We start from the raw sequence: 26,348 nt of genomic DNA on the forward strand, positions 1-26,348 counted from the left end.
TTCTATACTGGATGAAGGACCTGTTTTTGTTAAAATTATATCTTTCAGCATGGCCAAATTGTGGGCGATATCGTTTATAATATAGCTATTCATAATAGAAAGTAGTGAATTAATATGGCAACTGGCACACACATGGTCGAAGTACCCGTAGGAATTGATAATGTATGGGAATTCGTCAGTGATATGGAAAAATGGGCAAAGCTTGTCCCAGGTTATAATACACACGAAATGATTGATGACAAACATTCAACATGGACTTTTAAAGGCAATGTTGGCGTTTTGAAAAAAACGGTACAAGTAGAAATTACAATTTTAGAATGGGTAGCACCATCAAAAGTTACATTCGAATTAAAGGGTCTTTCTGATAATTTCACTGGAAATGGCTATTTCCTTGCAGAAAGCATTGATGCTGAAAACACAAAAATGACAGGTTTTTTAGAAGTCGTTGCTGGCGGCTTAGCTGGCCCTGTGTTAAATCCGATTTTTAAACCGATTGTACCAAAGGCAACACAAATGCTAACAGATCGTGTAGCTAATAAAATTAAATTAGTCAATGTTTAAATGATAAGAACATCCATGAAAATGGCATGCTAGAAGTAATATTCTAGCATGCCATTTTTCTAGTAGTATCTATTTATAATTATGTTCAACTTGAAACACACTAGCATACTATCCTTTAAATCGTCATATGATGCAAAGGGAGGGATTATTATCGAACAAAAAACTTGGAATATGCGAGAAACATTTTGTTTTCCTGGATATGGTTGCCCAACAGAATTAGCTGCTGTACAAATTAAACCACAGTGGCAAGCCATGCAGTTAGAGGATTCACTTCGATTAATGGGCATCTACCATATTACGGCACATGTTCGTTTTGATTTTCAAGATATGCAAGCATTTACAGGTGATGATAATTTAATTACAATTGATGCCCTTGATGTCCAAGGAGATACTGGTTATTTTGAGTATGCTGTCCCTTTACATGTGGATTTACCAAAAGAATCGGATGTCAAAGATTTAATGGTCAAAGATATTCGCCCTAGTCTGTCGAATCAGATGTGTCAGCTTGAGTGGACAGTTACAAGTATTTTTAACGAATATGAACCCGTTGTTGAAAATGATACTTTAGACAATCCACACCTAATGGCTCATGCTTTCGATCAAGAAGAAAAAATGGCTGTGATCGAGGAAAGTGTTCAAGTGAAACAACCTACCGCAGTAGCAGCAGCTTCACGCCAAGAGACCTCTACAACAGTTGACCAAAAGATAGTAATGAGAGAATCCTCAAGCCATATTGTTGTACGTGAATCCAGCACTTGGCATGAAGTGCCTTCCATGATTTGGGACCTAACAGAAGAGTATACACCGCTTAAAGTCCGTGTTTCAAATGATGTCTTTCAAAAGTAAATAGCAGAGAAGTAGTAGGAGCAATAAGAAGACTAAATCGCCTGATGTTGGCACAATAATGACACGGATAAACTGAAAAGCACAAATTGGCACAATAATGGTTCTACAATAAAAACGAACTTGTCGTAGCCAAGGAGGTAAAAGCCAAGGGTTATACTTGCGTCGACGCATTGAATTGTCACTTCCTTTTCTATTTACTTTACTCTTACTAAAAGATGACTAAATCACTTGAAAAATGACACGATTCTGCGGTACAATAAGGAAAATCAAATACAGATGCTATGATAGGGAAGAGTAAATTATGTCTACATTTTCAGAGAGGAAACGGTAGCTGAGAAGTTTCTATTTGTACTTAATTGAAGGTAGCCCTTGAGCAGCTTTAGTGAACTAACAGTAGTTAAAGCCGGTTAAACACCGTTACCGAATTAAGAGCCAGTAGGGAAGGCTGAGAAAATGTGTCATTTAGCATTGATCTTAACCGCTGCTGGAATTAAAGGTGGTACCGCGAATTAAAACTCCTTCGTCCTTTTAGACGAGAGGAGTTTTTTTATTGGGTAAAAAAATGAACAGCATTTCTTTACCAATAGTCTTCAAACAATAGGAGGAGTCAAGATGACAGAAAACATTTCAATGCCAACTAAATATGACCCACAGTCCATTGAAGCCGGTCGCTATGAATGGTGGTTACAAGGGAAATTTTTCGAGGCACAGCCTGAAAGTGGGAAAAAGCCTTATTCCATCGTTATTCCACCACCGAACGTAACAGGTAAATTACATCTTGGGCATGCTTGGGATACAACATTACAAGATATCCTTACTCGTATGAAACGCATGCAAGGCTATGATGCCCTTTGGTTACCAGGTATGGACCATGCAGGGATCGCAACACAAGCAAAAGTAGAAGCAAAACTGCGTGAGGATAATATTACACGTTATGATTTAGGCCGTGAAAAATTCCTTGAAAAAACATGGGAATGGAAAGAAGAATATGCTGGACATATTCGTGATCAATGGGCAAAGCTTGGCCTTGGTTTAGACTACACACGTGAACGTTTCACACTAGATAAAGGTCTTTCAGATGCAGTTAAAACAGTTTTTGTTGAGTTATATGAAAAAGGTTTAATTTACCGTGGCGAACGTATTATCAACTGGGATCCAGCAGCGAAAACAGCATTATCTGATATTGAGGTAATTTATCAGGATGTGCAAGGTGCATTCTATCATATGAAATATCCTTTAGCGGATGGCTCAGGATATGTAGAAGTTGCTACAACACGTCCTGAAACAATGCTCGGTGACTCTGGGGTAGCTGTTCACCCGAACGATGAGCGCTATCAGCATTTAATTGGTAAAACAGTTATTTTACCGATTGTAGGTCGTGAAATTCCGATTGTAGCTGATGACTATGTTGATAAGGAATTTGGTACTGGAGTTGTAAAAATGACACCAGCCCATGATCCGAACGACTTTGAAGTTGGAAATCGTCACAACCTAGAGCGCATTCTTGTGATGAATGAAGACGGTACAATGAATGATCTTGCTGGCAAATATAAAGGGATGGATCGTTTTGAATGCCGTAAGCAAATTGTTGCTGATTTACAAGAAGCAGGCGTGCTGATTCGTATTGAAGAGCATATGCATTCAGTAGGTCACTCTGAACGTTCTGGTGCTGTTGTTGAGCCATACCTTTCAGCACAATGGTTCGTTAAAATGCAACCACTTGCTGACACTTCCCTCGAGCTTCAAAAAGATGAAGAAGGGAAAGTAAACTTTGTCCCAGCTCGTTTTGAAAACACATATTCTCGTTGGATGGAGAATATCCGTGATTGGTGTATTTCTCGTCAATTATGGTGGGGCCATCAAATCCCAGCTTGGTATCATAATGAAACAGGCGAAGTTTACGTAGGAAAAGAAGCCCCAACTGATTCCGAAAATTGGACGCAAGATGAAGATGTACTCGATACTTGGTTCTCTTCTGCGCTCTGGCCGTTTTCTACAATGGGCTGGCCAGATGAGGCAAATGAAGAATATAAACGTTATTACCCAACCAGCACATTAGTAACGGGATATGATATTATTTTCTTCTGGGTATCTCGCATGATTTTCCAAGGCCTTGAATTTACAGGTCAACGCCCATTCAAAGATGTGTTAATTCACGGTTTAGTACGTGATGGCGAAGGTCGTAAAATGAGTAAGTCACTTGGTAATGGTGTAGATCCAATGGATGTTATTGAGCAATACGGTGCAGACTCTTTACGCTATTTCCTAGCGACTGGTTCATCACCTGGTCAAGATTTACGCTATACAACTGAAAAAGTAGAGGCAGTATGGAATTTTGCCAATAAGATTTGGAATGCATCACGTTTCGCACTTATGAATATGGACGGTATGACCTATGATGAAATCGACTTAACAGGTGAAAAATCCGTTGCTGACAAATGGATCTTAACACGCTTAAATGAAACGATTGAACGTGTAACTTCTCTTGCAGAACGTTATGAATTTGGAGAAGTTGGTCGTGAATTATACAATTTCATTTGGGATGATTTCTGTTCTTGGTATATTGAAATGGCGAAATTACCACTTTATGGTGAGGATGAAGTAGCTAAAAAGACTACTCGTTCTATTTTAGCTTACGTACTGGATCAAACAATGCGTTTATTACATCCATTTATGCCATTCATTACAGAAGAAATTTGGCAGCACTTACCACATGAAGGTGAATCGATTACAGTGGCTGCATGGCCAACAGTACGTGCGGATCTTCATTTTGCTGATGAAGCAGATAATATGAAGCTCCTAATGGATATTATACGTTCAGTACGTAATATTCGTGCGGAAGTGAATACACCGATGAGCAAAAAAGTACCGCTATTTATTTCAGCGAAAGATGCAGCAACAGTAGCTGTTCTTGAAGCGAATCAAGGCTATTTAGAAAAATTCTGTAATCCTGATACCCTCACAATTGGTGAAGGTTTAGAGGCACCAGGTCAATCAATGACGGCTGTTGTCACAGGAGCGCAAGTGTTCCTACCACTTGTTGGTCTTATTAACTTAGAGGAAGAAATTGCTCGCCTTGAAAAAGAGTTAGAGAAATGGGCAAAAGAAGTAAAGCTTGTTACTGGTAAGTTATCAAATGAGAAGTTCGTATCGAAAGCACCTGAAGCGTTAGTCAATGCAGAGCGTGAAAAATTAGCAGATTATGAAAGCAAGCATGCTGTTGTGTTAAAACGTTTAGAAGAATTAAAAAATATGTAATGAGGAAGCAATGGATGGCTGTAAAGTCATCCATTGCTTCTTTTTTATATGGAGCAAAAGGTATGTGTGTAATTAGGTTAAAATATAGTGTTATTCGAAATAATAAGTCTAATAGATTAGTGTTATCATTCGTTCAGTAGGATAAAAAACCTGAATGTTTTGGTGAATTGGGATGGCTAGCCCCCTTTTTGTAGAGCCTATTGTATGAAAAGTGGAGGTGTTGAGGTTGACAGGACACATTGCCACAATTATTACGAAAGTCAATAAAGCATGTGATGAATTAGATTTTGTAAGTGCAAGGGTACTGATAGAAACGAATCTTTTGAAATTATTAGAAGCAAAGTATTATCGTTTATTTAATGCCAGTGGACGTGTGCTCTATTAGCAAATAAACCTCAACAGAATTGTATCCAGTTATCACGTACAGATTTATTAACGATTCAAAAAATAAATGAGTATTGCTCGAATTTCGATATTTAAATGTTAAAAACCCCTTTGAATGAGTACAACGTCCAAATATTCTCCCGCTATTGACAATATGGGGGTTCTATTAGATGCTCACCAAGTACATTAATTGAAAAAATAAAACTAACACGCAGTCGCTAGCAGCGTGTTTTTTCGAGTGTTTTGCTATTTAACGATGTTATTAAACATTACTTGTACTAAAATAAAGGTATTGCAGTAAGAGGGAGTGTTTCTTTTGTTTAACACAATGAACGAATGTACAAAATTTATCTTTACATTAAAAGCAGTTGATCATAAACGTGCACCACTTGTCCTCATGCGAGAAGTACTTGCCCATTTAGGTCATCCGCACAATCAACTACGTGTAATTCATGTGGCAGGTTCAAATGGCAAAGGCTCTACGGTGAATGCCTTAAGAGAAATGCTACAACATGCGGGTTACAAAGTAGGAGCATTTACGTCCCCGCATTTGGAGAGAGTCAATGAACGGATGACTATTAACGGCAAGCAAATCTCGGATGAGCAATTTTTAGCCTATTTCAATCAACTAGCCAAAATTATAGAAGAACAATACAATGGCGATTTTCCCAGCTTTTTTGAGGTAGTCACACTGATTATGTTTCAATATTTTGCCCATCAAGGAGTAGATATAGCGATTATTGAAACAGGGCTTGGAGGACGTTTAGATGCGACCAATGTCGTCACGCCGCTTTTAGCGATTATTACAACGATTTCGCTAGAGCATACTGCATTTTTAGGTGATACATTCGCAAAGGTTGCCAGTGAAAAAGCAGGCATCATCAAAAGAGGCGTACCAGTTGTAGTAGGAGTTAGGAATGAGGAGGCATTAGCTGTTATTAAAGCCACGGCAGAGGAACGACACGCACCATGCTTCGTTTTAGGACAAGATTTTACGGTGACAAATAGTGAGCAAGGCACAGATTATCAGCAATTTACATATAAAAAAGAACAGGTCGTGATGATGGATGTACCTTTAAAAATGGCTGGTCCCCATCAAATTAATAATGCAAGTCTTGCTATTACGGCTCTACTTTTATTACGTGAAGACGGATACCTTTCCTTTGCTGATGATACAATTCGTCAAGGACTACAACGCGCACAGTGGGCTGGCCGTTTCGAGCAATGGCCGAATCATATTGTGCTAGATGGCGCTCATAATTCAGAAGGTACAGCTGCCCTAATCCAAACACTCAAGGATGTCTATCCTAACAACCAATATCGATTCATTTATGCAGCATTGGCTGATAAGGATCATGCCAACAGTATAGAGCTAATGGATGCTGTGGCGATTTCAATTGCTTTTACGCAAATAAACCTGCCCAATGCAATGCCTGCCGAGAGCTTAGCGATGTTATCGACACATGCACATAAAACACATCACGAAGAATGGCTAGAAATTGTTCAAACTGTACTACATGAACGCCATGAAGAGGATATTGTGGTCATTACAGGTTCTTTATACTTTATAGCGGAAGTTCGACAATGGCTAGAGGAGGAAGGACAATGATTCCAAAACTTGATCATTATAAAGAAAAATGGCATGTCAAAAGCGATGATGTGATTAAACCTGGTCTTGAGGCGATTGAAGAGGCCTTGTCCTTAGTAGGAAACCCCGAGCAAACATTGCGTGTTGTCCACTTAGCAGGCACAAATGGTAAAGGATCTACGTTAACGTTTCTGGAGGCAATTGCTCAAGAACATGGCTTACGCGTAGGCAAATTTATGTCTCCATGTATAGTGGATGTCCATGATCAAATTCAAATAGCTGGTCACCCTATAACGGAAGCTGAAATGGATCGAGTTTTTCAACAAATGCAACAGGCAGAGCTTAGTGAAAAACTAACGGATTTTGAATTACTAACTGTAGCTGCATTTTTACATTTTGTGAATGAGCACGTGGATATCGCGCTTATTGAAGCAGGTATGGGTGGGTTACTGGATAGCACGAATGTGGTAACACCGATTGTCTCCATTATCCCAAGCATCGCGTTAGAACATACAAAATTTTTAGGAGATACGCTTTCCCATATTGCCCGTCACAAAGCAGGCATTATTAAACGATCTCGCCCTGTCATTATAGGTGATTTACCAGATGAAGCTAAGCGTATTGTTGATGATGAAGCCGCTCGGAAAAATGCCAATGTTCTAGCATTAGGTCAACATTTTACTGTCAAATCAACAGCTGATGGAGAATGCTATACCAATGTAGTGCAACAGTTTCAAATAGCAAAACTAACTCGGTCTATGAAGGGAACACATCAAGCGAATAATATGGCACTTGCCATTACAGCATTTTTTGAAGTGGCATCTGTATTAGATGTATCTACGAGTGAAGTAGCTATACGTCAGGCAGTGCAAAGGGCTACTATTTTAGGACGTTTTGAAGAAATAATGCCCTGTGTTATTTTAGATGGTGCTCATAATCCAGCAAGTGCGGAAAAATTAGTGGAAACGATTCAATGTGAGTTTCCAAATGAGCGCATAACATTTGTTATCGGTATATTAGCAGATAAAGACGTACAGCAGATTCTCCGCCTTTTTGAGCAGGTCAGCGATAATTTTTATTTTGTTGATTTTGACAATCCGCGAGCGATGACTGCGCAACAAATGCTAACCCTTTCCAATGCAGCATCCAAAGCTGTCCTTGTGGATTATGTACCTTTTTTACAGGCGCAGTCACTAAGTCAGCAAAGAACAATCGTATCTGGCTCATTGTATTTACTAACAGCGGTACGTAATAGATTAAAAGAATAAACCGACTAGGACTCTTGAGAGGGAGTCCTAGTTTTTTTATAGCTAGAGACCATGTTTTCCTTTCAACAGTTCTGTAGCAAATCACAATTAACTCGCATTTACACTTCGTAATCTACATATACTTATATCATATTGAGTCATCGAATTTTTGCAACGCTACTAGTTGGATAGATCGGTGGAAGGGTGAGGTGATAGATGCATGAAAATTGTAAGTCATGTGATAAAAAAACAAATATTTCGAGCAATGATTATTGGTGGATTTGTTGGTTTATTAGGTGTGGCGATTTTTTTAGGCGTGTTACAGGCCAGTACACAGTTACCGTTAAAGATAAATGGTAGTGAAGTAGCAAATAATCAATCAAAAACAGAGACGATTCCAACTGCCGGTGAGACAACCAATACATCTAATGCCCCTATGTTTTTTGCCAGTCAAGCAGGTGTGTATTCGAATTATGAGAGTGCCAGTTCTTTTGTTGCGGAATACCCAGCATTAAAAGAGAGTGCGATTGTTCAGGTTGATGGAAAATTCTATGTATGGACAAGCATGGTAACAGAAGAAAGTCAGCTAGAATTTTTACAGGAACCCGCAACCTTTAAAAAAGCATTTACTGTCAGTGGCGCAAGCTGTAAGGAACCAACACTTGCAGAACTGCCAACAGCCTTAGCAGACAAAAAAGCTACAAAATTAAATTTTAAAGAAAATGGAAAGGACTCTACATTACCAGAGGATTGGCAATCAATTGGAGCGGCTGCCTCTACTATTTCCAACGATGTTAACATTATTCGACTGCATGTTTTTGCGCATTATCAATCTAAAAATACATGTCTTCAGGTGAAGTTTTAAGCATAAAAGATCGCGAAAGTATCATTATCTTGATTTTTTGAAAATTTTCAAATCGTCTATTCTTCGTTATCATAAGGATAAGGAGGAATGGTCAGATCATGTTGAAAACAAATTATAAGCTTGTCCTTGCTTCTGCGTCACCAAGGAGAAAGGAATTACTGGGCATGTTAGCACTTCCGTTTGAAGTAATGACTAGTGAAGTGGAGGAAACAAGTGTACAAGCCAATACTATGCAGGATTATGTAAAGGGAGTGGCTCTATTAAAGACGCGTGATGTAGCCAGAAAAGCACCTAATGCCACGATTATTGGTGCAGATACAATCGTGGTTTACAAGGATGAGCTACTACATAAACCAAAAACACGTGAGGAAGCTATTTCACATTTACAGCGATTGTCAGACAACAAGCATGTTGTTATGACAGCGGTAGCAATTATCGAACCAAATGGAAAAGAAACGATTTTTGTAGAGGAAACTACAGTTATTTTTCATCATTTATCTCAAGAGTTAATTGAAGCCTATGTAGATTCTGGAGATCCATTTGATAAAGCTGGTGGTTATGGTATTCAGACAGTAGGCACACTATTAGTTAAACGAATTGAAGGAGATTATAACAATGTTGTAGGTCTACCACTTGCAGCTTTGTTTTCGCAATTGGTAGCACGACAAATTATCCAATTTGCGAAGGAGTGAGTATTTTTGCTGGAAGAGGTTTTACCAAGTTTGATGATACGTGATGTCCATATGGAGGATCGTCCTCGTGAACGGCTGTTACGGCAAGGGGCTGAAAGTCTATCCAATCAAGAGCTGCTCGCCATTTTATTGAGAACAGGGACGAAGGAAGAATCTGTACTTGCTCTTGCAAATAGAGTATTAAATGTGTTTGAACGTTTACATCATTTGAAGCATGCAACCATCGAAGAAATGGTGGCTATTAAAGGAATCGGTGAGGTGAAAGCCATTCAATTACTCGCAGCCATTGAACTTGGTAGACGATTGGCTCAAAAACAAAATATTGAGAAATTTACGATACGTTCTCCGCAAGATGCAGCAGCCTACTTAATGCCTGATATGACGTCGCTTAACCAAGAGCATTTTGTTGTTCTTTTTCTGAATATCAAGAATCAAATTATTCATAAACAGACCATTTTTATAGGTAGTTTAAACGCCTCGATCGTTCATCCCAGGGAAATTGTGCGCCCATAAGGGTTTATAAGGAATCTGCTTTCGCATAGCAGTAGGGACATATCACAAGCTTCACCCTATCATCAGCCAACTTATCTGAAAGGGAAACCGGACAGGGAGTGTAGCATGTTGGAAAAGCCATAAGTTACTTAATGACCGAAGTACGACTGAATGGCGAGATGAATTGTATAAATAAGGATAAAGGCTAAACTGCTTGAATGACAGCTCAAGGGGGACTACGGGGACCTTTAGCGGGAGGTCATGATTTACGCTATTTGAAATGTGCATTGTCCTTAAAGATTTCGAGGTCAATGATGTGATACCATTTCACCCAACTTTCGTATAAAAGTAACGAGCGAACGTCATATCCGACATTATACATGCGACAAGTCTTTATAAATCTAAATGGGGATTACCTAAGTCAGAATGCCTTTGGGCTATGTGTATAGACACTGAATATCTGATATGGTAACGGAGCTCTCGTAGTAGTCCGAGCTAGGGAAAGCCTAGTACATGGCGAAGGGGAGCAGTTTACAACGTTAATACAAAATTGGGAAGGAGCGGAGGCTCTATGAGAATTCCAAAAGTAGTATTAAATCGTCTAACTGCCAAAGCAAAAGATAAGGATTATGTATTTGAACGGCTATATCGTAACTTATACAATAAAGAGTTCTATTTTGAAGCTTACGCAAAATTGTATACAAACAAGGGCAGTAATACAAGAGGGATCAATGAAGATACGATTGATGGTATGAGTATAAAACGTATTGAAAAGCTCATTGAAAAATTAAAAACGCAAACGTATCAACCAAATCCAGCACGACGGACGTATATCCCAAAAAAGAACGGGAAAACAAGACCGCTTGGCATTCCTACCTTCGAGGATAAATTAGTCCAAGAAGTTGTTCGGCGATTACTTGAAAGTATTTATGAACCGCATTTTTCCATACACTCTCATGGATTTAGACCAAATCTTAGCTGTCATACAGCATTGAAAGAAATCCGCAATACTTTTACGGGGACAAGATGGTTTATTGAGGGGGATATTAAAGGCTTCTTCGATAATATAGACCACCATGTATTAATAAATATTTTAAGAAAACAGATTCAAGATGAAAAATTCATCAATTTAATCTGGAAGTTTTTGCGAGCAGGCTATGTGGAAGATTGGGTATTTCACAAAACTTATAGTGGTGCACCACAAGGCGGGATTATTAGTCCTCTGTTATCGAACATTTATTTAAATGAACTCGACAAATATGTGGAGCAATATATAGAAAGCTATAATAAAGGTGATAAACGTACACACAATCTTACTTATCATAACTTAGCATCAAAAATTGCGAAGAGAAAAAGTAACAATAAACGTGATTGGTCTAAATTAAGTGAAGAACAAAAGAAAGAACGGTTAAAAGAATTAAAAGCGCTTTATAAAGAATTACAAAGCCATGATAGTAAAGACCTTTTTGACCCAAATTACCGACGTTTAAAATATGTGCGGTACGCAGATGATTTTATACTAGGTGTCATCGGTAGTAAAAAGGAAGCCGAACAAACTAAGCAAGACTTGAAAATGTTCTTAAAAAAACAACTAAAGTTAGAGTTAAGCGATGAAAAGACCTTAATTACTCACAGTAAGAAAAATGCGCGTTTTCTTGGGTATGATATTCGTGTTATGAGAGATTGGCATAGAATGAAAATGCCAAATGGAACAAAAAAGCGTAAGTTCAACTATCAAGCAAAGCTTTTCGTTCCACATGAAAAATATATCCAAAAACTTCTACAGTTAAATGCGTTAAAAATAGGAGCAAACAATGGTTGGAAACCCATTCATCGCCCGTATTTGGTGCATAATGATGATCTTGAAATTTTACGTACGTACAATGCGGAAATAGAGGGTTACTACAATTACTATCGTCTAGCGAGTAATGTACATGTTTTACAGTCTTTCCGTCAAACGATGAAATACAGCATGATTAAAACGTATACGAATAAATATAAAAGTACTGTCAGCAAAATTATCACTAAATATAAGATTAATAGGAAAATGGGTGTTCGATATGAAACCAAAGAGGGTCTAAAAATTGCTTATTTTACAGAGCAATGAATGGAAAAGAACGATACGATTAAACAGCCAACAGTTGATATAGTTGAAAATACATTAATTTATACAGGGCGAACGAGTATGATTGACCGATTACTTGTCGAAAAATGTGAATGGTGCAGTACAGTGGGAGTACCACTTGAAATGCATCACATCCATAAACTAAAAGATTTAAAAGGCAAGAAAATGTGGGAACAAAAAATGATTGCCCGAAGAAGAAAGACAATGGCGTTATGTACATCGTGTCATCACGATTTACATAATGGTAAGTTAGATTAAAGTAAATGGAAAGCCGTATACTCTGAGAGGAGTACGTACGGTTTGGAGGGGAGTTCTTGGAAACCTAATATAGAAATATATGAAGGCGCTGGATTCTCACCCTACTTTCGAGAAGCTGTTAAACGGTCTGCCGCTTCCATTATTTGTGCTCATAATCATCGGATTATGTACAAGTTAGACAATATAAGTTCTTCGTGATACTATGGTGTTGCCTAAAAAAATTAGGTAACACCTAAAACGAGGGGTATATAATTATAATGAGAAATCTGAAAGTTCTACATAATAATTTACAGAATCAATATATTGATTTAGATGAATTTCAAATTAAATTGATAGAAGATTGGGAAAAACAGCAAATTGTAAAAGGATATACAAGACAAACTATAGCTTTAAACTTGAGAAATATTGAAGAGTTCATCAAATTTACTAACAAAAAGGTATGGGAAATTGAGGCTGAAGATGTAGAAAAATTTTATTTAAGTTTAGTTGGTAAAGGTTTAGCACATAGTACACGACGGAAATATCAATCTAATATTTCAACATTTTACAATTATTTAAAGTCGAGAAGGAATTTAGAAATAAAACAGGTGACTAGTTATGTAGTCCCAGATGTAATAGATGAGTTTAATAAGTTTTTCCATAGAAAAGATGATAATGATGTTAGAGTAGTTCCTCCTAAAAAAGAAGTATTAGATTTATTTTTTGAGGGTTTAAAAAATAGGATGTTAAAGAGCAGAAAGTATTTTACCGTAGCTAGGGACTATGTTTTTTTCAAAACATTATTATTAACTGGATTGAGGATAAATGAGCTTGTAATGCTTGATGTTAATGATTTAAGATTTGATTTAGGTGAAATTGGGAAAATTCATATTCGTTTTGGGAAAGGCAGTAGAGGAACTGGATATAAACCAAGATGGATTCCTATGTTGTCAAATGTAGATGTATTACTAAATTGGTATTTGGAAGAAATTAGACCCGGTTTAGGCAGCTTGAACGATAACCAAGCTTTGTTTTTATCAGAATCAGGATTAAGAGTTTGTAGAGATACAATGAGAAATAATCTAGTTAGACGACAAAAAGAGATTGGTATTCCTAAACACGAGTATTTTAGTGCACATCAGTTAAGGCACGCTTTTGCTACAAATTACATAGAGTTAGGTGTTGATATACTAACGATGAGTAAGTTGTTAGGACATTCTAATGTAGCCACAACAGCTGGATATTTAGAACCTAGCAGCAATTTTATTGAAAAACGAATTAAAATTGCTCAAGATAAATGGCGTGCACAATTAGAAGAAGTGTTAAGGAGGGAAGATCATGACAGTTGAATGGAAATTACGTCATATAATGGCTAAGAATGAAATATGGACAGGTACAGAATTGGCAAGATTAATGGAAGAGAAGACAGGTTATAAAATGTCGGCTCCATCTATTTCAGCTTTAATAAATGAAATGCCTAAACAAATGAAAGTTACTACCTTAGATGCACTTTGTTCAACTTTAAATTGTAAACCTAATGATTTACTTGTACATTCTCCAAGTACAATAATGGAGAAAAATATAAAGGAGAAAAAGGAAGTATTAAAAGTAGCTAATGGTGAACGATCACTTCCTCCAATTTAAAATTGAAAGATATAGTATATGATAATTGTCAAGGTTGTAATAATCTTGCTTCTAAAAAAACTTTATTAAAAGTTGGTTTTTGTAATAATTGTATAGCTCAAAAAGCATTTGAAAAATATGTTTTGGATTTAGACTATCTAAAAAAGAAGTTGGTTAAATTTGAGAGATCAATCTACGTTCTAGAATTTATTGACTTCCTTTCTAAAAGTGACAATTCTTATATCTTCAAAAATAGAGCAGTAATTGATTTTATAAAGATTATTAATGGTTTAAATAATTTAAATAATGTCAGTGAAGTATTTGTTAATGACTATTTTTATCGGTCAAGTAGTATTAAGTCTCCTTCAATCCTTGAAGCAATAAAAGTATACTTTTATTCTTTAGAAATTTTGAATTTTGATGTACCTTCTGAGAATTATAGTTTGAAATCTATTAGACCAAATACTAGATATCAAAAAAATATTTTAGAATATTACTTTAATACTGAATATTGTTCAGATTGTGGGAAAAATATCTCTAAATTAAAGAGTAAAAATTATTATTGTTTTAAATGTTTGGGGTATAGAACCTTAGTAAATACAATAAGTCAGGAATTTATTAATTCAAATTTTCTAAATGAAATTACAAGAAATTTATACAAAAGTTACATAGCATTTTTATTTAAGATCGGTAAGGACAACATTATAATGGACAAAATTTTAAAGGAATCCATTGAGTTTATTAATTTTACTTCTGACTATTTGCCTCAAATAAAAGCAGAAAATGATTGTGACAATGATAAAGGTCTTAAACTGATAAAAAATAAAAATATGTACCATTTTTCACTATCTAATAATTGGTTAGAAAAATTTAATGAGAAATTCCAAAGTAAATTTAAAAAATATTTTATAAGCTATTTAGAACAAGAGGAAATACTAGAGGTAAATAACATAGATAATGAGACTATGAAAACAAAAAATCGAATAAATAAAATGCTAGACCGTTTACCTAAAGAGCTAGCAAAATCGATACAAGCTTACTTCAACAAATTTGAATTAGAAAAAGAAAATTATATAAAGAAAAATGCTAGTAAAGAAGTTAAATGGTCAACTATGGAATCAAAAATAAGACATGTTTTTGATCTTGCCAGTTGGTTAGTGGAAAAAGAATCTATGAATTCTTGGTCTGAAGTTACCGAGAGAGAGATTAATAATTTTTTAATTGGCTTTCCTGAAAAAAATAGAACAATAAAAAAACGTGCGCTATATAATTTCTTTGAATTCTGTTTAAAAAAACGTTGGCTTTTTGCAAATCCAATAGAGGATTTTACAGCTAGAGACTATAAAGTTACCGTCAAACCTTTATCAAAAAATGAGCATGCACAGATATATTCTTCAATATTAAATTTAAAATTTGATTATCCATTTGAAGTATTGGTTACCGTCTTAGTGTATTTCCATAGTTTAACGACTAGACAAATATTGGGGATTAAAATGTCTCATATTTCTTTGGAGAGTAATACGATTATTATCGAAGGGAGACCCTCAATTGTAATGTCAAATCTTGAGATCAAATTGCTTACACATATTTTATTAGATAGAGAAGAAAAGTTAGGATTACGTGAAAGTGAATATCTATTTTGTTCTTATCTTACAATTGAAGATCGTCCGATTAATATGACAGTTATATCTAGATCTGTAAAGAAAATAACGAGTATGACACCTAAAAATTTAAGAATTGCTAGTATTCAATATGCTGCAATAAATTTTGGAGTCGAATATTTGCATCAATGTTTGGGGTTATCTTTAACTCAAAGTAATAGATATGGAGATTTAGATGAATATTATTTAGAAGATGTGATACAAAGTAATATAGAGAGGGAAGAGTGACTGATTTCCCACTTTTTTTGAAGTATACCTAAGAAAAAGGTATACTTTATTTGGTTATTATTGTATTTTAATCTAAAAGGAGGATTTAATGTTATGTATCTTAAAACAATCAAACTCTATAATTTTAGAAAATTCGGAACCGGAGAAGGTGGAAGTCCAGGGTTAACTCTACATTTAAATCCATCTTTTAATATTTTGGTAGGAGAAAATGATGCTGGTAAAACAGCAATTGTAGATGCAATCCGTTATTTATTGGGAAGTGTTAGTGATGAATATGAGAAAATTAAACCAGAAGATTTTTTTAGTTATGAAAAAGATAAATACAGTGAAGAGTTTTGTATTGAAGGATTTTTTTCAGATTTAAGTGAAAAAGAAGCTGGATTGTTTTTAGAATGGTTATCTTTTGATGAAGATGGGAAATACAGTTTAAGAGTAGCTTTGAAAGTGGAAAAACGAAAAAATGATAATGGAAATGAATATATTGATAGAAAGTTAGTTGCTGGCGAGGAAAGTTTTGAACGTCAATTAGCCAGTGCAGCAAGAGAAGTTCTAAAAGCTACATATTTGAAGCCTTTAAGAGATGCAAATGCTGAACTCAAACCCGGTGTAAAATCAAGACTTGTGAACATATTAAAAGCTCATCCAACTTTTAAAGAAGATAACAATGGAGATCACAAATTAGTTTCTGTAATGAAAAAAGCTAATGAAGAGATTGTAAATTATTTTGAAACAGAATATGTGTCTGGACACTCGATACTACAAGATGTAGAAAATCTTTTAGAGGATTTTTATGATAATGCAGATATGAGTAAATCTAAAGCGAAATTTAGTGTTACTAAAACAGATTTGAATTCAATTTTAAGAAAGTTAAGTCTAGATACGGAAGACATAAACTTAGGCTTAGGAAATCAAAATTTGCTTTTTATTGCAACTGAATTACTTCTTCTGAATAATTACCTTACAGGTAGTGAGGTAATTGGCCCAAATATTACATTAATAGAGGAAGTAGAGGCACATTTACATACACAAGCACAAATTAGATTAATTAAATTTTTAGAGAATGAATTAGAAGATAAAGAAAATGCAAGTCAATTTATTCTAACTTCACACAGTCCAAACTTAGTTGCTTCAATTAATCCATCTAGTATTATTTTATTATATGATAATTGTGCATTTCCTTTAAAAGAAGAATATACAATGTTAAATGAATTAGATTATAAGTTTTTGGAGAGGTTTTTAGATTCTACGAAAAGTAATCTATTTTTTGCTAAGGGAGTTATTTTGGTCGAAGGGGACTCAGAAATGCTTCTTCTTCCTGCATTAGCTGAATTATTAGATTATCCGTTGTTTAAATATGGTATATCGTTGGTGAATGTAAGAGGAACTTCATTTGAAAGATATGTTAAGTTATTTTCTCGATCTAACTTGTGGAAAGAGGAATATAAACTGCCTGCTCTTAAATTACCTATTTCAATTATAACAGATGTTGATGTTAAACCTATTGTCTATTTTAATGAAGAAAGTGAAGAAAAGTTTAGGTATGTTTTAAATGAAGGAGAAGTAGATGAAATACTGCAACATATAGATAAAAGCAAAGATAAGCTGAATTTAAGTTATATTGGTAAAGAATATTCAACTTTAAGAAAATTAGCTAAAGATTTTAAATTTACAGTTACAGATGATAACGAAAATGAACTATATAGGATAATTAAGAAAGATATAAACGAAGAGTATATAAAGAGTGAAAATCTACTAAAACAAGCATCTATAAATTCTAGATACAGCACTAATTATGACTGTAATTTGAAGGTTAATATTGCGCCAGAATGGACTTTAGAATATTGTCTATCCCTAAGTTGTTTAGCAGAATATTTATTTAAAAGTATATACCAATTACAAAATAATGTTGTAGATATTGAAAATGTACAGAATGAAGATTTCACCTCAATGCTAGAGAAAATTAGAGATCCAAAAAAAGATATTGAGAAAGTAGCATATAACATCTTTAAACCATTAAATGATAAAACAATTTCAAAGGCAGAAACTGCCCAGACTTTAGCAACAATGATTAAATCTTTAGAGTTACAAGAAAGAGAAAAACTTAAAAACTTAATCTTAGAAGATAAAAACCTGAAATATTTGGTGAATGCTATTGAACATGTCATAAAATAAACTTTAAGAAAGGAGGAAATATAGGTGAGTCTAGACACATTAAAGGAAATAGAAAGAAAGCTCCTACCTTCGAATGCTGAGCTTTTTGATCAACAAAGAGAGGTAATATTAAATAACAATTCATTAAATATTGTAGCAGGACCAGGCTCAGGTAAAACAACAGTATTAATAGCTAAATGCGCATTATTATTAAAAAAGAATGAAGCTGGAAAAAAAGGTATTTGTTTAATAACACATACTAATGTAGCTGTTGAAGAAATGAAGATAGGGTTAGAAAGGTTAGGATATAAAAATATTGAGTTTCCTAACTTTATAGGGACTATTCAAGAGTTTTTTAATACTTTCTTTGTAAAAAAAGCATTACATTTACTTATAGGAAATAAATCTTTCCGGGTATTAGATAAAAATGATTATCAAGAGAAATTTGTTGAGAGTTTCAATTATGTGAAACCTCATTGGTATACTGGCAATCCTCCTAACTTTTCTAAAAGTAATACAGAATTTCTTTTTAAAGATGATAATACCTTTGAAATTATAAGTGATAGTATAAATTATAAATATATAAGTGAATTCAAACAGGCAGTTAAACAGGTATTTCAAAGTGGTATACTGACAAACGCTCAATGTTTGGATGTAAGCCAGTGGTATATAACGAAGTATAAAGAGAAGCTAAAGACCGCAATGGCTAACAGATTTGATTTTGTACTTTTAGATGAGGCACAGGATTCGAATGAGATGCAGTATAGTCTTTTAAAACAATTATTCGATAATAACGTAAATTTTCAAAGATTTGGGGATCCTTATCAAGCTTTATATAATATTTTCAATGAAGATGAGGATGTATGGAAACCTACAGAAGAGATATCTCAAGTAAATAGAGCAGATATATCTAAGAGTTCCAGATTTGGAACTAGTATAGCAAATATAGTAAAAAACCTTTCTATAGAAAAATATGATACTTTCGAATCTCAAAAATTGGTAGAATCATTTTCACCGTATTTTTTGGTTTATAAGAATGAAGAAGGTCTATTAACAGCCTATAGAGAGTTAATTGGAGAATTAAGTAATGAAGAAGCTTTGTTTTCACAGTCAACTAAAAAAGACGCAATAGTAGCTGTAACACATAGAAACTTAACAAGCACTTTTAAATCATATATTAGACCAAAATCAACTATTAAAAATACCGGGTCCCTAATTCAACAATCTTACAAATTCTTAGTGGATCTTATAGCTAAAGAGTTCGACATGTCTTTTAAAGAAACTAAAAAAATAATAGATGAGAATCTGGAGTTTAAAATTAAATTTAGTAAAATAGTTACATTGTTATTAGGTGATGAATTGAAAGATATCTCTGTAATTTCAACTTATATTTCAACCGTTTTACGAGATATCACACAAGCTGATGAACAAAAATTTAAATGTGAATATTTAGAACAGAAAATACAAGTATTTAAAGAGTCAATTAAAGTTAATAAAGAACAGAAAGAATTTAAAGAAAAAGATTTTTATATTGGTACAATACATTCGACTAAAGGAGAAACACATCGTTCTACACTATTAATATTAAATTATACTTTTGAAAAAGAGGGTCAATCCCATCAAATGATGGATTTATTGAGAGGGTATTTAACTGGGAAGTATGTGGAATTAAATCAAATACAGGATACATTCATACAAAGTAGTTCGGCTAAAGCTTTAAAACTAGCTTACGTTGCGCTAAGTAGACCAACACATTTAGCTGCTATAGCAATTCCTGAAGAATTTATTCAAGATAAAGCATTCATAGATGAGTTAAAAGAATTTGGTTGGAAAGAGTACAATTGTAAAGAAGAAGCTAGTAGAGTGGATAGCTGAACTTCTAATACTAATGAAAATTAGAGTTATTTATTAATTTAAGTTAAACGAATACAAAATTAAACAGCCCCTATTTTAAGTTAATCAAAATAGGGGAGTTTTTCAGTTAAAGTTATTAAAATGATATAATGAAAAAACTTTAACAATAAATAGAGTTGTTTAAGTTCAACATTCTTCAAGATAATAAATTGCTATATTGCTTCTTTTTTGTAACTTTTCAATTTCTAATTTGTCATTAAGATTTAAGAATCTTTCAAGGAAAATTATATGATCAGTTGAAAAATGTGGTGAAAATCGTGTTAAAGCATCTTCTGTAATAGATTCAAAATTAAATATTAAATACTTAACAATATCTCCCCTTCCAAGTACATCTCCATTTAAAGGTAAACAATGACAAAGACATGATTCAAAATATAGGTGTATATCTTCATCAATTTCAAATTTATCCTTAGAGTTTTTAAAAATCGTAACTGAGTTACAATTTTTAGATTCTTTAATATCTCTTAAAACTTCATTAAGCTTTAGAAATTTTTGATTCTTATTATAACCTATTACTTTATTAACTTTTTCAAAAGTTTGCTGTATCGTATTCAATGAATTTAAACCAAATGTTTTATTAATTTTATCAACAATTACGTTAAACATCTTTATTACTTCTGAAATCGATTCATCTATAAATGATTGATAATCAAACCCGGTAATTTTAAATAGAAAAAATTCATTTAATCGTATATTATTAATCAACCTATAAACAATATCTTTCTCATCTTTGAAGTATTCAGACCATAAATGGGACATTGAAGTATATTTTTCTTTCAGAACCTCTAGAAATTTACTTTCCATCTCTTCTTGCTTGGACATTAGGTTTATTAGATCTTCAATGTATTGCTCTCTAACGCTGTAAGAATTATCCACGTAGTACCAATTCTGAATTCGTAACATCGTTAATTTATTTATTTTTGCTTCAATATTATCATTAATTATATTAAACCAACCTAAAATATCTAAGTCATTAGGAGGTTGGATAATTCTAGATTTGTTCATTTCTAATATTATTTCTGCTGGAGTAGTACCTACTATCTCTCTTCTCTGCATTCTATTTAATTTACTTTTAAATATATTTTCTAAACCTTTTGAATCAAGGAGATCAAAGAAAATTTTACTATATTCATTTTTTAGAATTGCTAATTCATCCAAAACAGATGGAGGAGTACCTTTATATTTGTCATTAATTACATAAGAGAAGCTATGTATTTGCCATCTATCATTCCAATTTTCCAACAGTCCTGCAAAATCTTCCTTTAACTTTTTCAAAGCATATTTTTTTGTCTTTTCTTTTGATATATCTTCTGGACTATAACATTGAAAGTATTCACCTTTGGAAGGAATGAAACCATCATTTTTTTCATCGCCCTGTCTTCCAAAAGCTTTTACTTTTCTAAAATCTGAATTAATTGCTGACATTAATTCGCAAAATAAATCTTCAAAAGCCTGTCCTTCACTCATAAATAATTTTAATTTAAAATCTTTAACCTGGATATTAAGAATATGGTTATCCATTGTATTTTCCCAATCTGTTTGTTCCATTTTAGCCCTCCTAAAAACATCAGTTCGTATAAATTAATTATAAGCAACGGATTTCAGTTGTCCAAATATTTGAACAACCATTTTTTGGAAACAATATTCTTAGCTGTTTGTAGATATACTGTTCTAAAGCGAGATTATAATACTATTCAATGACATGAATTTCATTCTAGCTTCAGTATGAGGTGATTTTTTAGGTGATTTTCATCGAAATGGAATATTATCTTTTTATTAATCAATTTCATCTATCCTTTATAATATTGTTGCGTTTCAATCAATTGCATCTTCTTTAAAAGCAGTAGAGTGACTCTTCTAAAATATTTATCTGAAGAGACTTAATCGTAATATTTCAATGGGAAAGTATTTAAATCCATTTTAAAGAATTTTTCTCATACTGGATAATTTTAGCTTGTTCTTTTCTAGTTTCAACTTCTTGTTTACTGACTACAGCCATTTTTGTTATCAAATCTTGTAAAAACTTTTGAGTTACTTGATTTTTAATAGATACATATTTAACTGTTAATTTTTTTGATAAATTATATAGAGTTATCAAGTTAAGAGCTAATAGAACTGCTTTGAATTCATTATTCTCTAATTTCATTTTATTATTTTTTAAGTAATTAATTAGATTTTCATAATTAGGTGACGGATAGTCTCTTATAGTCCAATCAAGTTGGTATTTTCTTAAATCAACTCTCGCTACACCATAAGTCACCATAAAACCTAAAGCAGAAATAAAATATTCACCTTCTAAGTAATTAACTGTACATTCTTTCCATTCATTTTTTATTTTCATCTCAATTGTTTGCCCACCTTGCAATGGATTTCCTGCTATATAGTATCTACCTTTATCATTTAAATCTTTAGTTAATTTACCTTCAAAAAAGTAATCTTTACTCATTTCATCCTCCAAATATTAAATAAATAGTAATATTTTAGTATTAATCAAATTTAAAGATAAAACAAGTTTTTTGAATTATCAATACCTTTTAGTTAAGAAATTAAATTTAACTTAAAAAAATAAACATATACATTTCCATCCAAGTGGTGTGCCAACACCTAGTACGGAGGATATTGAGGTAACGAAGCGAATTGTTGAAGCCGGTTATATTATCGGTATTGAATTAATTGATCATGTGATCATTGGTGATCATCAATTTATTAGCATGAAAGAAAAAGGGTATTTTTAACTCTGCATGAAGCATGCAGAGTTTTTTTATGTTGAGCCAGCAAATGCTTTTTATACAGAAAGTTAAACATCTTCGTTAGGCAGCTATAAAATTTTTGTATTTTTTTGTGGTTTATTGGCGAACCTTTTTCTTTACAAATCGTTAATGTATTCATAGAAACGCTATTATCTTCACAAAAATTGGTAGCCTGATACACGTTGTCTTATGAGAATAAAAATTATATGCTAATCTATACGTACTATTTTTAGTTTAAGAGGGAATTAAAATAGTATCTTTTCTGTGAGATGTAGTATGTGACACTACAAATTCTTGCGCTTTTCCGTTATAATGAACGGTATGAATTTTATCTTTATTCAGGAAGGACTCCCATCGAAATTGGTGGTGAGGTGAATGAGTGTGTAATTTTTTCGAGGTGTCAATCACCAACTGATGAAGATAAAAGCTTTGACAGGTGTGATAGGCTTTGAGAGGAGTCAATTGTGTTTTTTACACAATTAAAGTTCCTGCACATTGTCGTCAAAGATAATGGATATCAACGAAAGTATGGCTTATATAGAAAGGGAGTACACAATTTGTTTGGACTAGGAAGCAAAGATGTCGGGATTGACCTCGGCACAGCGAATACATTAGTGTTTATTAAAGGAAAGGGGATCGTTTTACGTGAACCTTCAGTTGTAGCAAAAAATACAAAAACAGGAGATATCGTTGCCGTTGGTAATGATGCGAAAAATATGATTGGTCGTACACCTGGCTCAATCGTAGCAATTCGTCCAATGAAAGATGGCGTTATTGCTGACTTCGATATTACAACAGCAATGATCGAATATTACTTAAAAGAGGCATGTAAAAACTCTGGAGGCAACTGGAAAAAACCGAATGTGATGATTTGTGTGCCTTATGGCATTACATCAGTGGAGCAACGTGCGGTTATTGATGCAGCACGACAAGCGGGTGCAAAAGAGGCGTTCACAATTGAAGAGCCATTTGCAGCAGCAATCGGTTCAAATCTTCCTGTATGGGATCCTACTGGCTCAATGGTTGTTGATATCGGTGGTGGTACAACAGAAGTTGCCGTTATTTCTTTAGGTGGTATTGTAACGAGTGAATCCGTACGTGTTGGTGGGGATGCGATGGATCAATCCATCATTTCGTATATTCGTAAAACATATAATTTAACAATTGGTGAACGTACTGCAGAAGCTGTGAAAATGGAAATTGGTACGGCATTGGCAGAAGGTCCAGAGAATAAAATGGATATTCGAGGACGTGACCTATTAACTGGTTTACCAAAAACAATCGAAATTTCTTCACAGGAAATTTCTGAATCATTGCGTGAAGCGGTTGCCTCTATTATTGACGGCGTTCGCAAAACATTAGAACAAACCCCTCCTGAATTATCTGCTGACGTAATGGAACGTGGTATTGTATTAACTGGTGGTGGTGCGCTATTAACAAACTTAGACAAAGTTATTAGCCAAGAAACAAACATGCCAGTCTTTATCGCAGAAGATCCGTTAGACTGTGTAGCAATTGGCACAGGTAAAGCATTAGATCATATCGACTTAATTCGTCAACAACAAGTAAAAGGGTAAGGAGGTTGAGGCAATGCCACACTTTTTCTTCAATAAGAAAGTAATTTTGCTGCTCGTAGGTATGGTTTTTCTTGTGGCATTGATTAGCTTCTCATTACGTGATCGGACGAATGCAACTTTACCAGAGCAAATTATTAAAGATACTGTCGGCGTCGCACAATCGATTGTTGCGAAGCCGGCGAATTATATTAATGGTATTTTTAATAGTATTGACTCCCTCTTAAACACGTACGAAGAAAATAAACGTTTAAAAGCACGCTTAGAAGATTTTGCAGTTGTACAAGCTGAAGCTACGGATTTAAAATCAGAGAATAACAAGCTACGAGAGCTATTGGATAAAACCGAGAGCTTGAAGGCATTTAATCCAATTCATGCAACAGTGATTGCTAGAAATCCAGACCAGTGGGAAGAGAAAATCATTTTAGATAAAGGGTCTTCTCATGGTGTCCAAAAAAATATGGCAGTTATGACGGCGAAAGGTTTAGTAGGGAAAATTATACTAGTAACACCTTTCACATCTGAGGTAGAGCTTTTATATACAAATAATCCAAACTATCGTGTTTCTGCGATGGTATTAGGAGAAAAAGAAGCATACGGTTTAATCGAGGGCTTTGATGAAGAACGTAATAAACTCATTATGAAGCGAATCGATTCTAGCTTAACGGTGAAAGAAGGCGAGCAAGTAGTTTCTTCAGGGCTTGGTGGTATTTTCCCAAAAGGTGTCCCAATCGGAGAAATTACAGAAGTTAGTACAGATGATCATGGCTTAACAAAAATGGCTTATGTCAAACCATCTGCTGATTTTTCAATTTTAGAACATGTTGTCATTGCTAAACGTACATCAACAGTTATTGATGGCTCAGACGGCAATACAACAAATGAAGATTTATCGAATCCGCAAGAGGCGAGTGAAGAGGAGGCGGAATGATGGTTCGATTTCTCATCCCCTCTGTAGCGGTTTTACTATTCTTATTAGAGCCAGAATTTGCTATGCTTTCCCCGATTGAAATTAAAGGGGAAGTCTATTTTCTGGTACCACGTTTTTTAATCTTATATTTAATTTTTATATCCATCTATTACAGCCGTAAACGTGCGGTAATGTATGGAGTTTTTTTTGGTGTCTTGTATGATGTGTTTTACATTGATATTATTGGATTATATTCAGTGCTTTATCCACTTATATGTTTTTTAGCAGGCTCTATCGTGAAAGTTATCCATCAGCACTTAGTTGTGACAACGACAATTTCAGTTGTACTAGTAGCCATTTTAGAATTCATACTATATCAATTTTTCTTCCTAATTGATTTTACAGCAATACCTTTAGCGGATTTCTTACGTTCACGACTACTACCAACAATTATTGCTAATGCTTTATTTTTAATGATTCTTGGTTGGGCCTTCAAATATCTAATTAATGCGCGTGTCTTACAGAGAGCACGTGAAGTTTCTTAATAAAGAACAACGTGAGGTGAGGCATTCATGAAAAAACAGTTAGTTAATATGAAGGGAACGAAGGACGGTTTTGTACTACGTCTAGACGATCAATGTTCGTATAGCGAGTTAGTAGAAGAATTGAAGAAGAAAGTGTTAGAAGGCGGTATCGATGGTAAAGTAGATGTACAATTATACTTAGGCTATCGATACTGTACTGATGAACAAATGAATGAGCTGATAAAAATTGTAGAAGAAACGGAGCAACTTATTGTATCTAAGGTGCAAAGTGAAGTACTGACTGTCCAAGAAAGCAACCAGAAAATGATTGAAGGTCAACAAGATACATATATTGGTGTGGTCAGATCAGGACAAGTTCTGCGTTCATCAGGGGACATTATCATTGTAGGCCATGTAAATCCAAACGGTCGAGTAGAGGCTGGCGGTAATGTATATGTCCTAGGTAGACTAAAAGGAATTGCACATGCGGGTGTGCATGGCAATAAAGAAGCAATCATTGCAGCATCTCGATTTGAAGCCACACATATCATGATTGCTGATCAAGTTCAGGCAATGTCAGATGAACATGTAAACGCGATCAATCAGGCAGAAATGACTTGTGCATTTCTTGGCTATGATGGACGCATTACGTACGATCAAATTCATGCCTTAAAAAATATACGACCATTGTTAAATGTGTCTAAGGGAGGAAGCTAGT

Annotated in this window: 19 protein-coding genes, 3 pseudogenes and 1 other annotated feature; of the genes and pseudogenes, 20 read left to right on the top strand and 2 right to left on the bottom strand. The window is 34.2% G+C overall.

All coding sequences use genetic code 11. The features are described 5' to 3' along the window. The first annotated feature begins 114 nt into the window (after positions 1-114). From MHI34_RS14285 to MHI34_RS14355, 15 genes and pseudogenes are all read left to right on the top strand, one after another. The gene (locus MHI34_RS14285) at positions 115-561 is read left to right on the top strand and encodes an SRPBCC family protein (protein ID WP_036124000.1); all 447 of its coding nucleotides are present in this window, start codon (positions 115-117) and stop codon (positions 559-561) included. Between the two features lie 81 nt (positions 562-642). Then, on the top strand, positions 643-1,407 hold the full coding sequence (locus MHI34_RS14290) for a hypothetical protein (protein WP_036124006.1): 765 nt from the start codon (positions 643-645) through the stop codon (positions 1,405-1,407). Between the two features lie 272 nt (positions 1,408-1,679). Further along, positions 1,680-1,938: a binding site (T-box leader), on the top strand. A gap of 81 nt (positions 1,939-2,019) precedes the next feature. Next, entirely contained in the window at positions 2,020-4,665 is a 2,646-nt protein-coding gene (locus tag MHI34_RS14295; RefSeq protein ID WP_036124012.1) for a valine--tRNA ligase, read from the top strand. Between the two features lie 226 nt (positions 4,666-4,891). Then, positions 4,892-5,050: a hypothetical protein gene (locus tag MHI34_RS14300; RefSeq protein ID WP_230593861.1), complete on the top strand. Its 159-nt coding sequence runs from the start codon at positions 4,892-4,894 to the stop codon at positions 5,048-5,050. Positions 5,051-5,377: 327 nt separating this feature from the next. Further along, positions 5,378-6,658 (top strand): folylpolyglutamate synthase/dihydrofolate synthase family protein, encoded by a 1,281-nt coding sequence (locus MHI34_RS14305; protein ID WP_180957786.1) that lies wholly within the window; start codon positions 5,378-5,380, stop codon positions 6,656-6,658. Beyond that, a complete protein-coding gene (locus tag MHI34_RS14310; RefSeq protein WP_101966530.1) occupies positions 6,655-7,905 on the top strand; it encodes a folylpolyglutamate synthase/dihydrofolate synthase family protein in 1,251 nt (416 codons plus the stop codon). The genes MHI34_RS14305 and MHI34_RS14310 overlap by 4 nt, the downstream gene beginning before the upstream one ends. A 199-nt stretch (positions 7,906-8,104) precedes the next feature. Then, entirely contained in the window at positions 8,105-8,749 is a 645-nt protein-coding gene (locus tag MHI34_RS14315) for a hypothetical protein (protein WP_058844888.1), read from the top strand. Positions 8,750-8,847: 98 nt separating this feature from the next. Further along, complete coding sequence (locus MHI34_RS14320) at positions 8,848-9,441, top strand: Maf family protein (RefSeq protein ID WP_036124089.1); 594 nt, start codon at positions 8,848-8,850, stop codon at positions 9,439-9,441. A gap of 33 nt (positions 9,442-9,474) precedes the next feature. Next, positions 9,475-9,942, top strand: a pseudogene (radC, locus tag MHI34_RS14325) (DNA repair protein RadC); the annotation flags it as partial. Between the two features lie 562 nt (positions 9,943-10,504). Continuing rightward, positions 10,505-12,316, top strand: a pseudogene (locus MHI34_RS14330) (reverse transcriptase domain-containing protein). 257 nt (positions 12,317-12,573) lie between these two features. Next, entirely contained in the window at positions 12,574-13,644 is a 1,071-nt protein-coding gene (locus MHI34_RS14335; protein ID WP_342503560.1) for a site-specific integrase, read from the top strand. Then, positions 13,634-13,939 (top strand): helix-turn-helix transcriptional regulator, encoded by a 306-nt coding sequence (locus tag MHI34_RS14340; protein WP_342503561.1) that lies wholly within the window; start codon positions 13,634-13,636, stop codon positions 13,937-13,939. Before MHI34_RS14335 ends, MHI34_RS14340 begins: the two co-directional genes overlap by 11 nt. A 2-nt stretch (positions 13,940-13,941) precedes the next feature. Then, positions 13,942-15,807, top strand: a complete 1,866-nt coding sequence (locus tag MHI34_RS14345; RefSeq protein WP_342503562.1) for a hypothetical protein — start codon at positions 13,942-13,944, stop codon at positions 15,805-15,807. A gap of 93 nt (positions 15,808-15,900) precedes the next feature. Beyond that, positions 15,901-17,979, top strand: coding sequence for an AAA family ATPase (locus MHI34_RS14350; protein ID WP_342503563.1), 2,079 nt, complete (start codon positions 15,901-15,903; stop codon positions 17,977-17,979). Between the two features lie 24 nt (positions 17,980-18,003). Continuing rightward, positions 18,004-19,833, top strand: coding sequence for a UvrD-helicase domain-containing protein (locus MHI34_RS14355; protein WP_342503564.1), 1,830 nt, complete (start codon positions 18,004-18,006; stop codon positions 19,831-19,833). A gap of 165 nt (positions 19,834-19,998) precedes the next feature. Here MHI34_RS14355 and MHI34_RS14360 read toward each other — a convergent pair whose 3' ends face one another. Further along, positions 19,999-21,420 (bottom strand): hypothetical protein, encoded by a 1,422-nt coding sequence (locus tag MHI34_RS14360; RefSeq protein WP_342503565.1) that lies wholly within the window; start codon positions 21,418-21,420, stop codon positions 19,999-20,001. Between the two features lie 361 nt (positions 21,421-21,781). After that, entirely contained in the window at positions 21,782-22,318 is a 537-nt protein-coding gene (locus MHI34_RS14365) for a hypothetical protein (RefSeq protein WP_342503566.1), read from the bottom strand. A gap of 130 nt (positions 22,319-22,448) precedes the next feature. Here MHI34_RS14365 and MHI34_RS14370 point away from each other — a divergent pair. The 5 genes and pseudogenes from MHI34_RS14370 to minC all read left to right on the top strand — a co-directional run. Next, positions 22,449-22,607: pseudogene (locus MHI34_RS14370) on the top strand (JAB domain-containing protein); the annotation flags it as partial. A gap of 572 nt (positions 22,608-23,179) precedes the next feature. After that, complete coding sequence (locus tag MHI34_RS14375) at positions 23,180-24,199, top strand: rod shape-determining protein (protein WP_058844000.1); 1,020 nt, start codon at positions 23,180-23,182, stop codon at positions 24,197-24,199. A gap of 13 nt (positions 24,200-24,212) precedes the next feature. Beyond that, complete coding sequence (gene mreC / locus MHI34_RS14380) at positions 24,213-25,127, top strand: rod shape-determining protein MreC (protein WP_036124096.1); 915 nt, start codon at positions 24,213-24,215, stop codon at positions 25,125-25,127. Further along, positions 25,127-25,651 (top strand): rod shape-determining protein MreD, encoded by a 525-nt coding sequence (mreD, locus tag MHI34_RS14385; RefSeq protein WP_080717089.1) that lies wholly within the window; start codon positions 25,127-25,129, stop codon positions 25,649-25,651. Before mreC ends, mreD begins: the two co-directional genes overlap by 1 nt. 27 nt (positions 25,652-25,678) lie before the next feature. Next, positions 25,679-26,347 carry a septum site-determining protein MinC gene (gene minC, locus MHI34_RS14390; protein WP_058843996.1) on the top strand — a complete coding sequence of 223 codons (669 nt, stop codon included), beginning with the start codon at positions 25,679-25,681 and terminating at the stop codon, positions 26,345-26,347. Position 26,348 lies beyond the last annotated feature (1 nt).

The sequence above is a fragment of the Lysinibacillus sp. FSL L8-0126 genome, assembly GCF_038630385.1.
GTDB classification, from domain to species: domain Bacteria; phylum Bacillota; class Bacilli; order Bacillales_A; family Planococcaceae; genus Lysinibacillus; species Lysinibacillus fusiformis_D.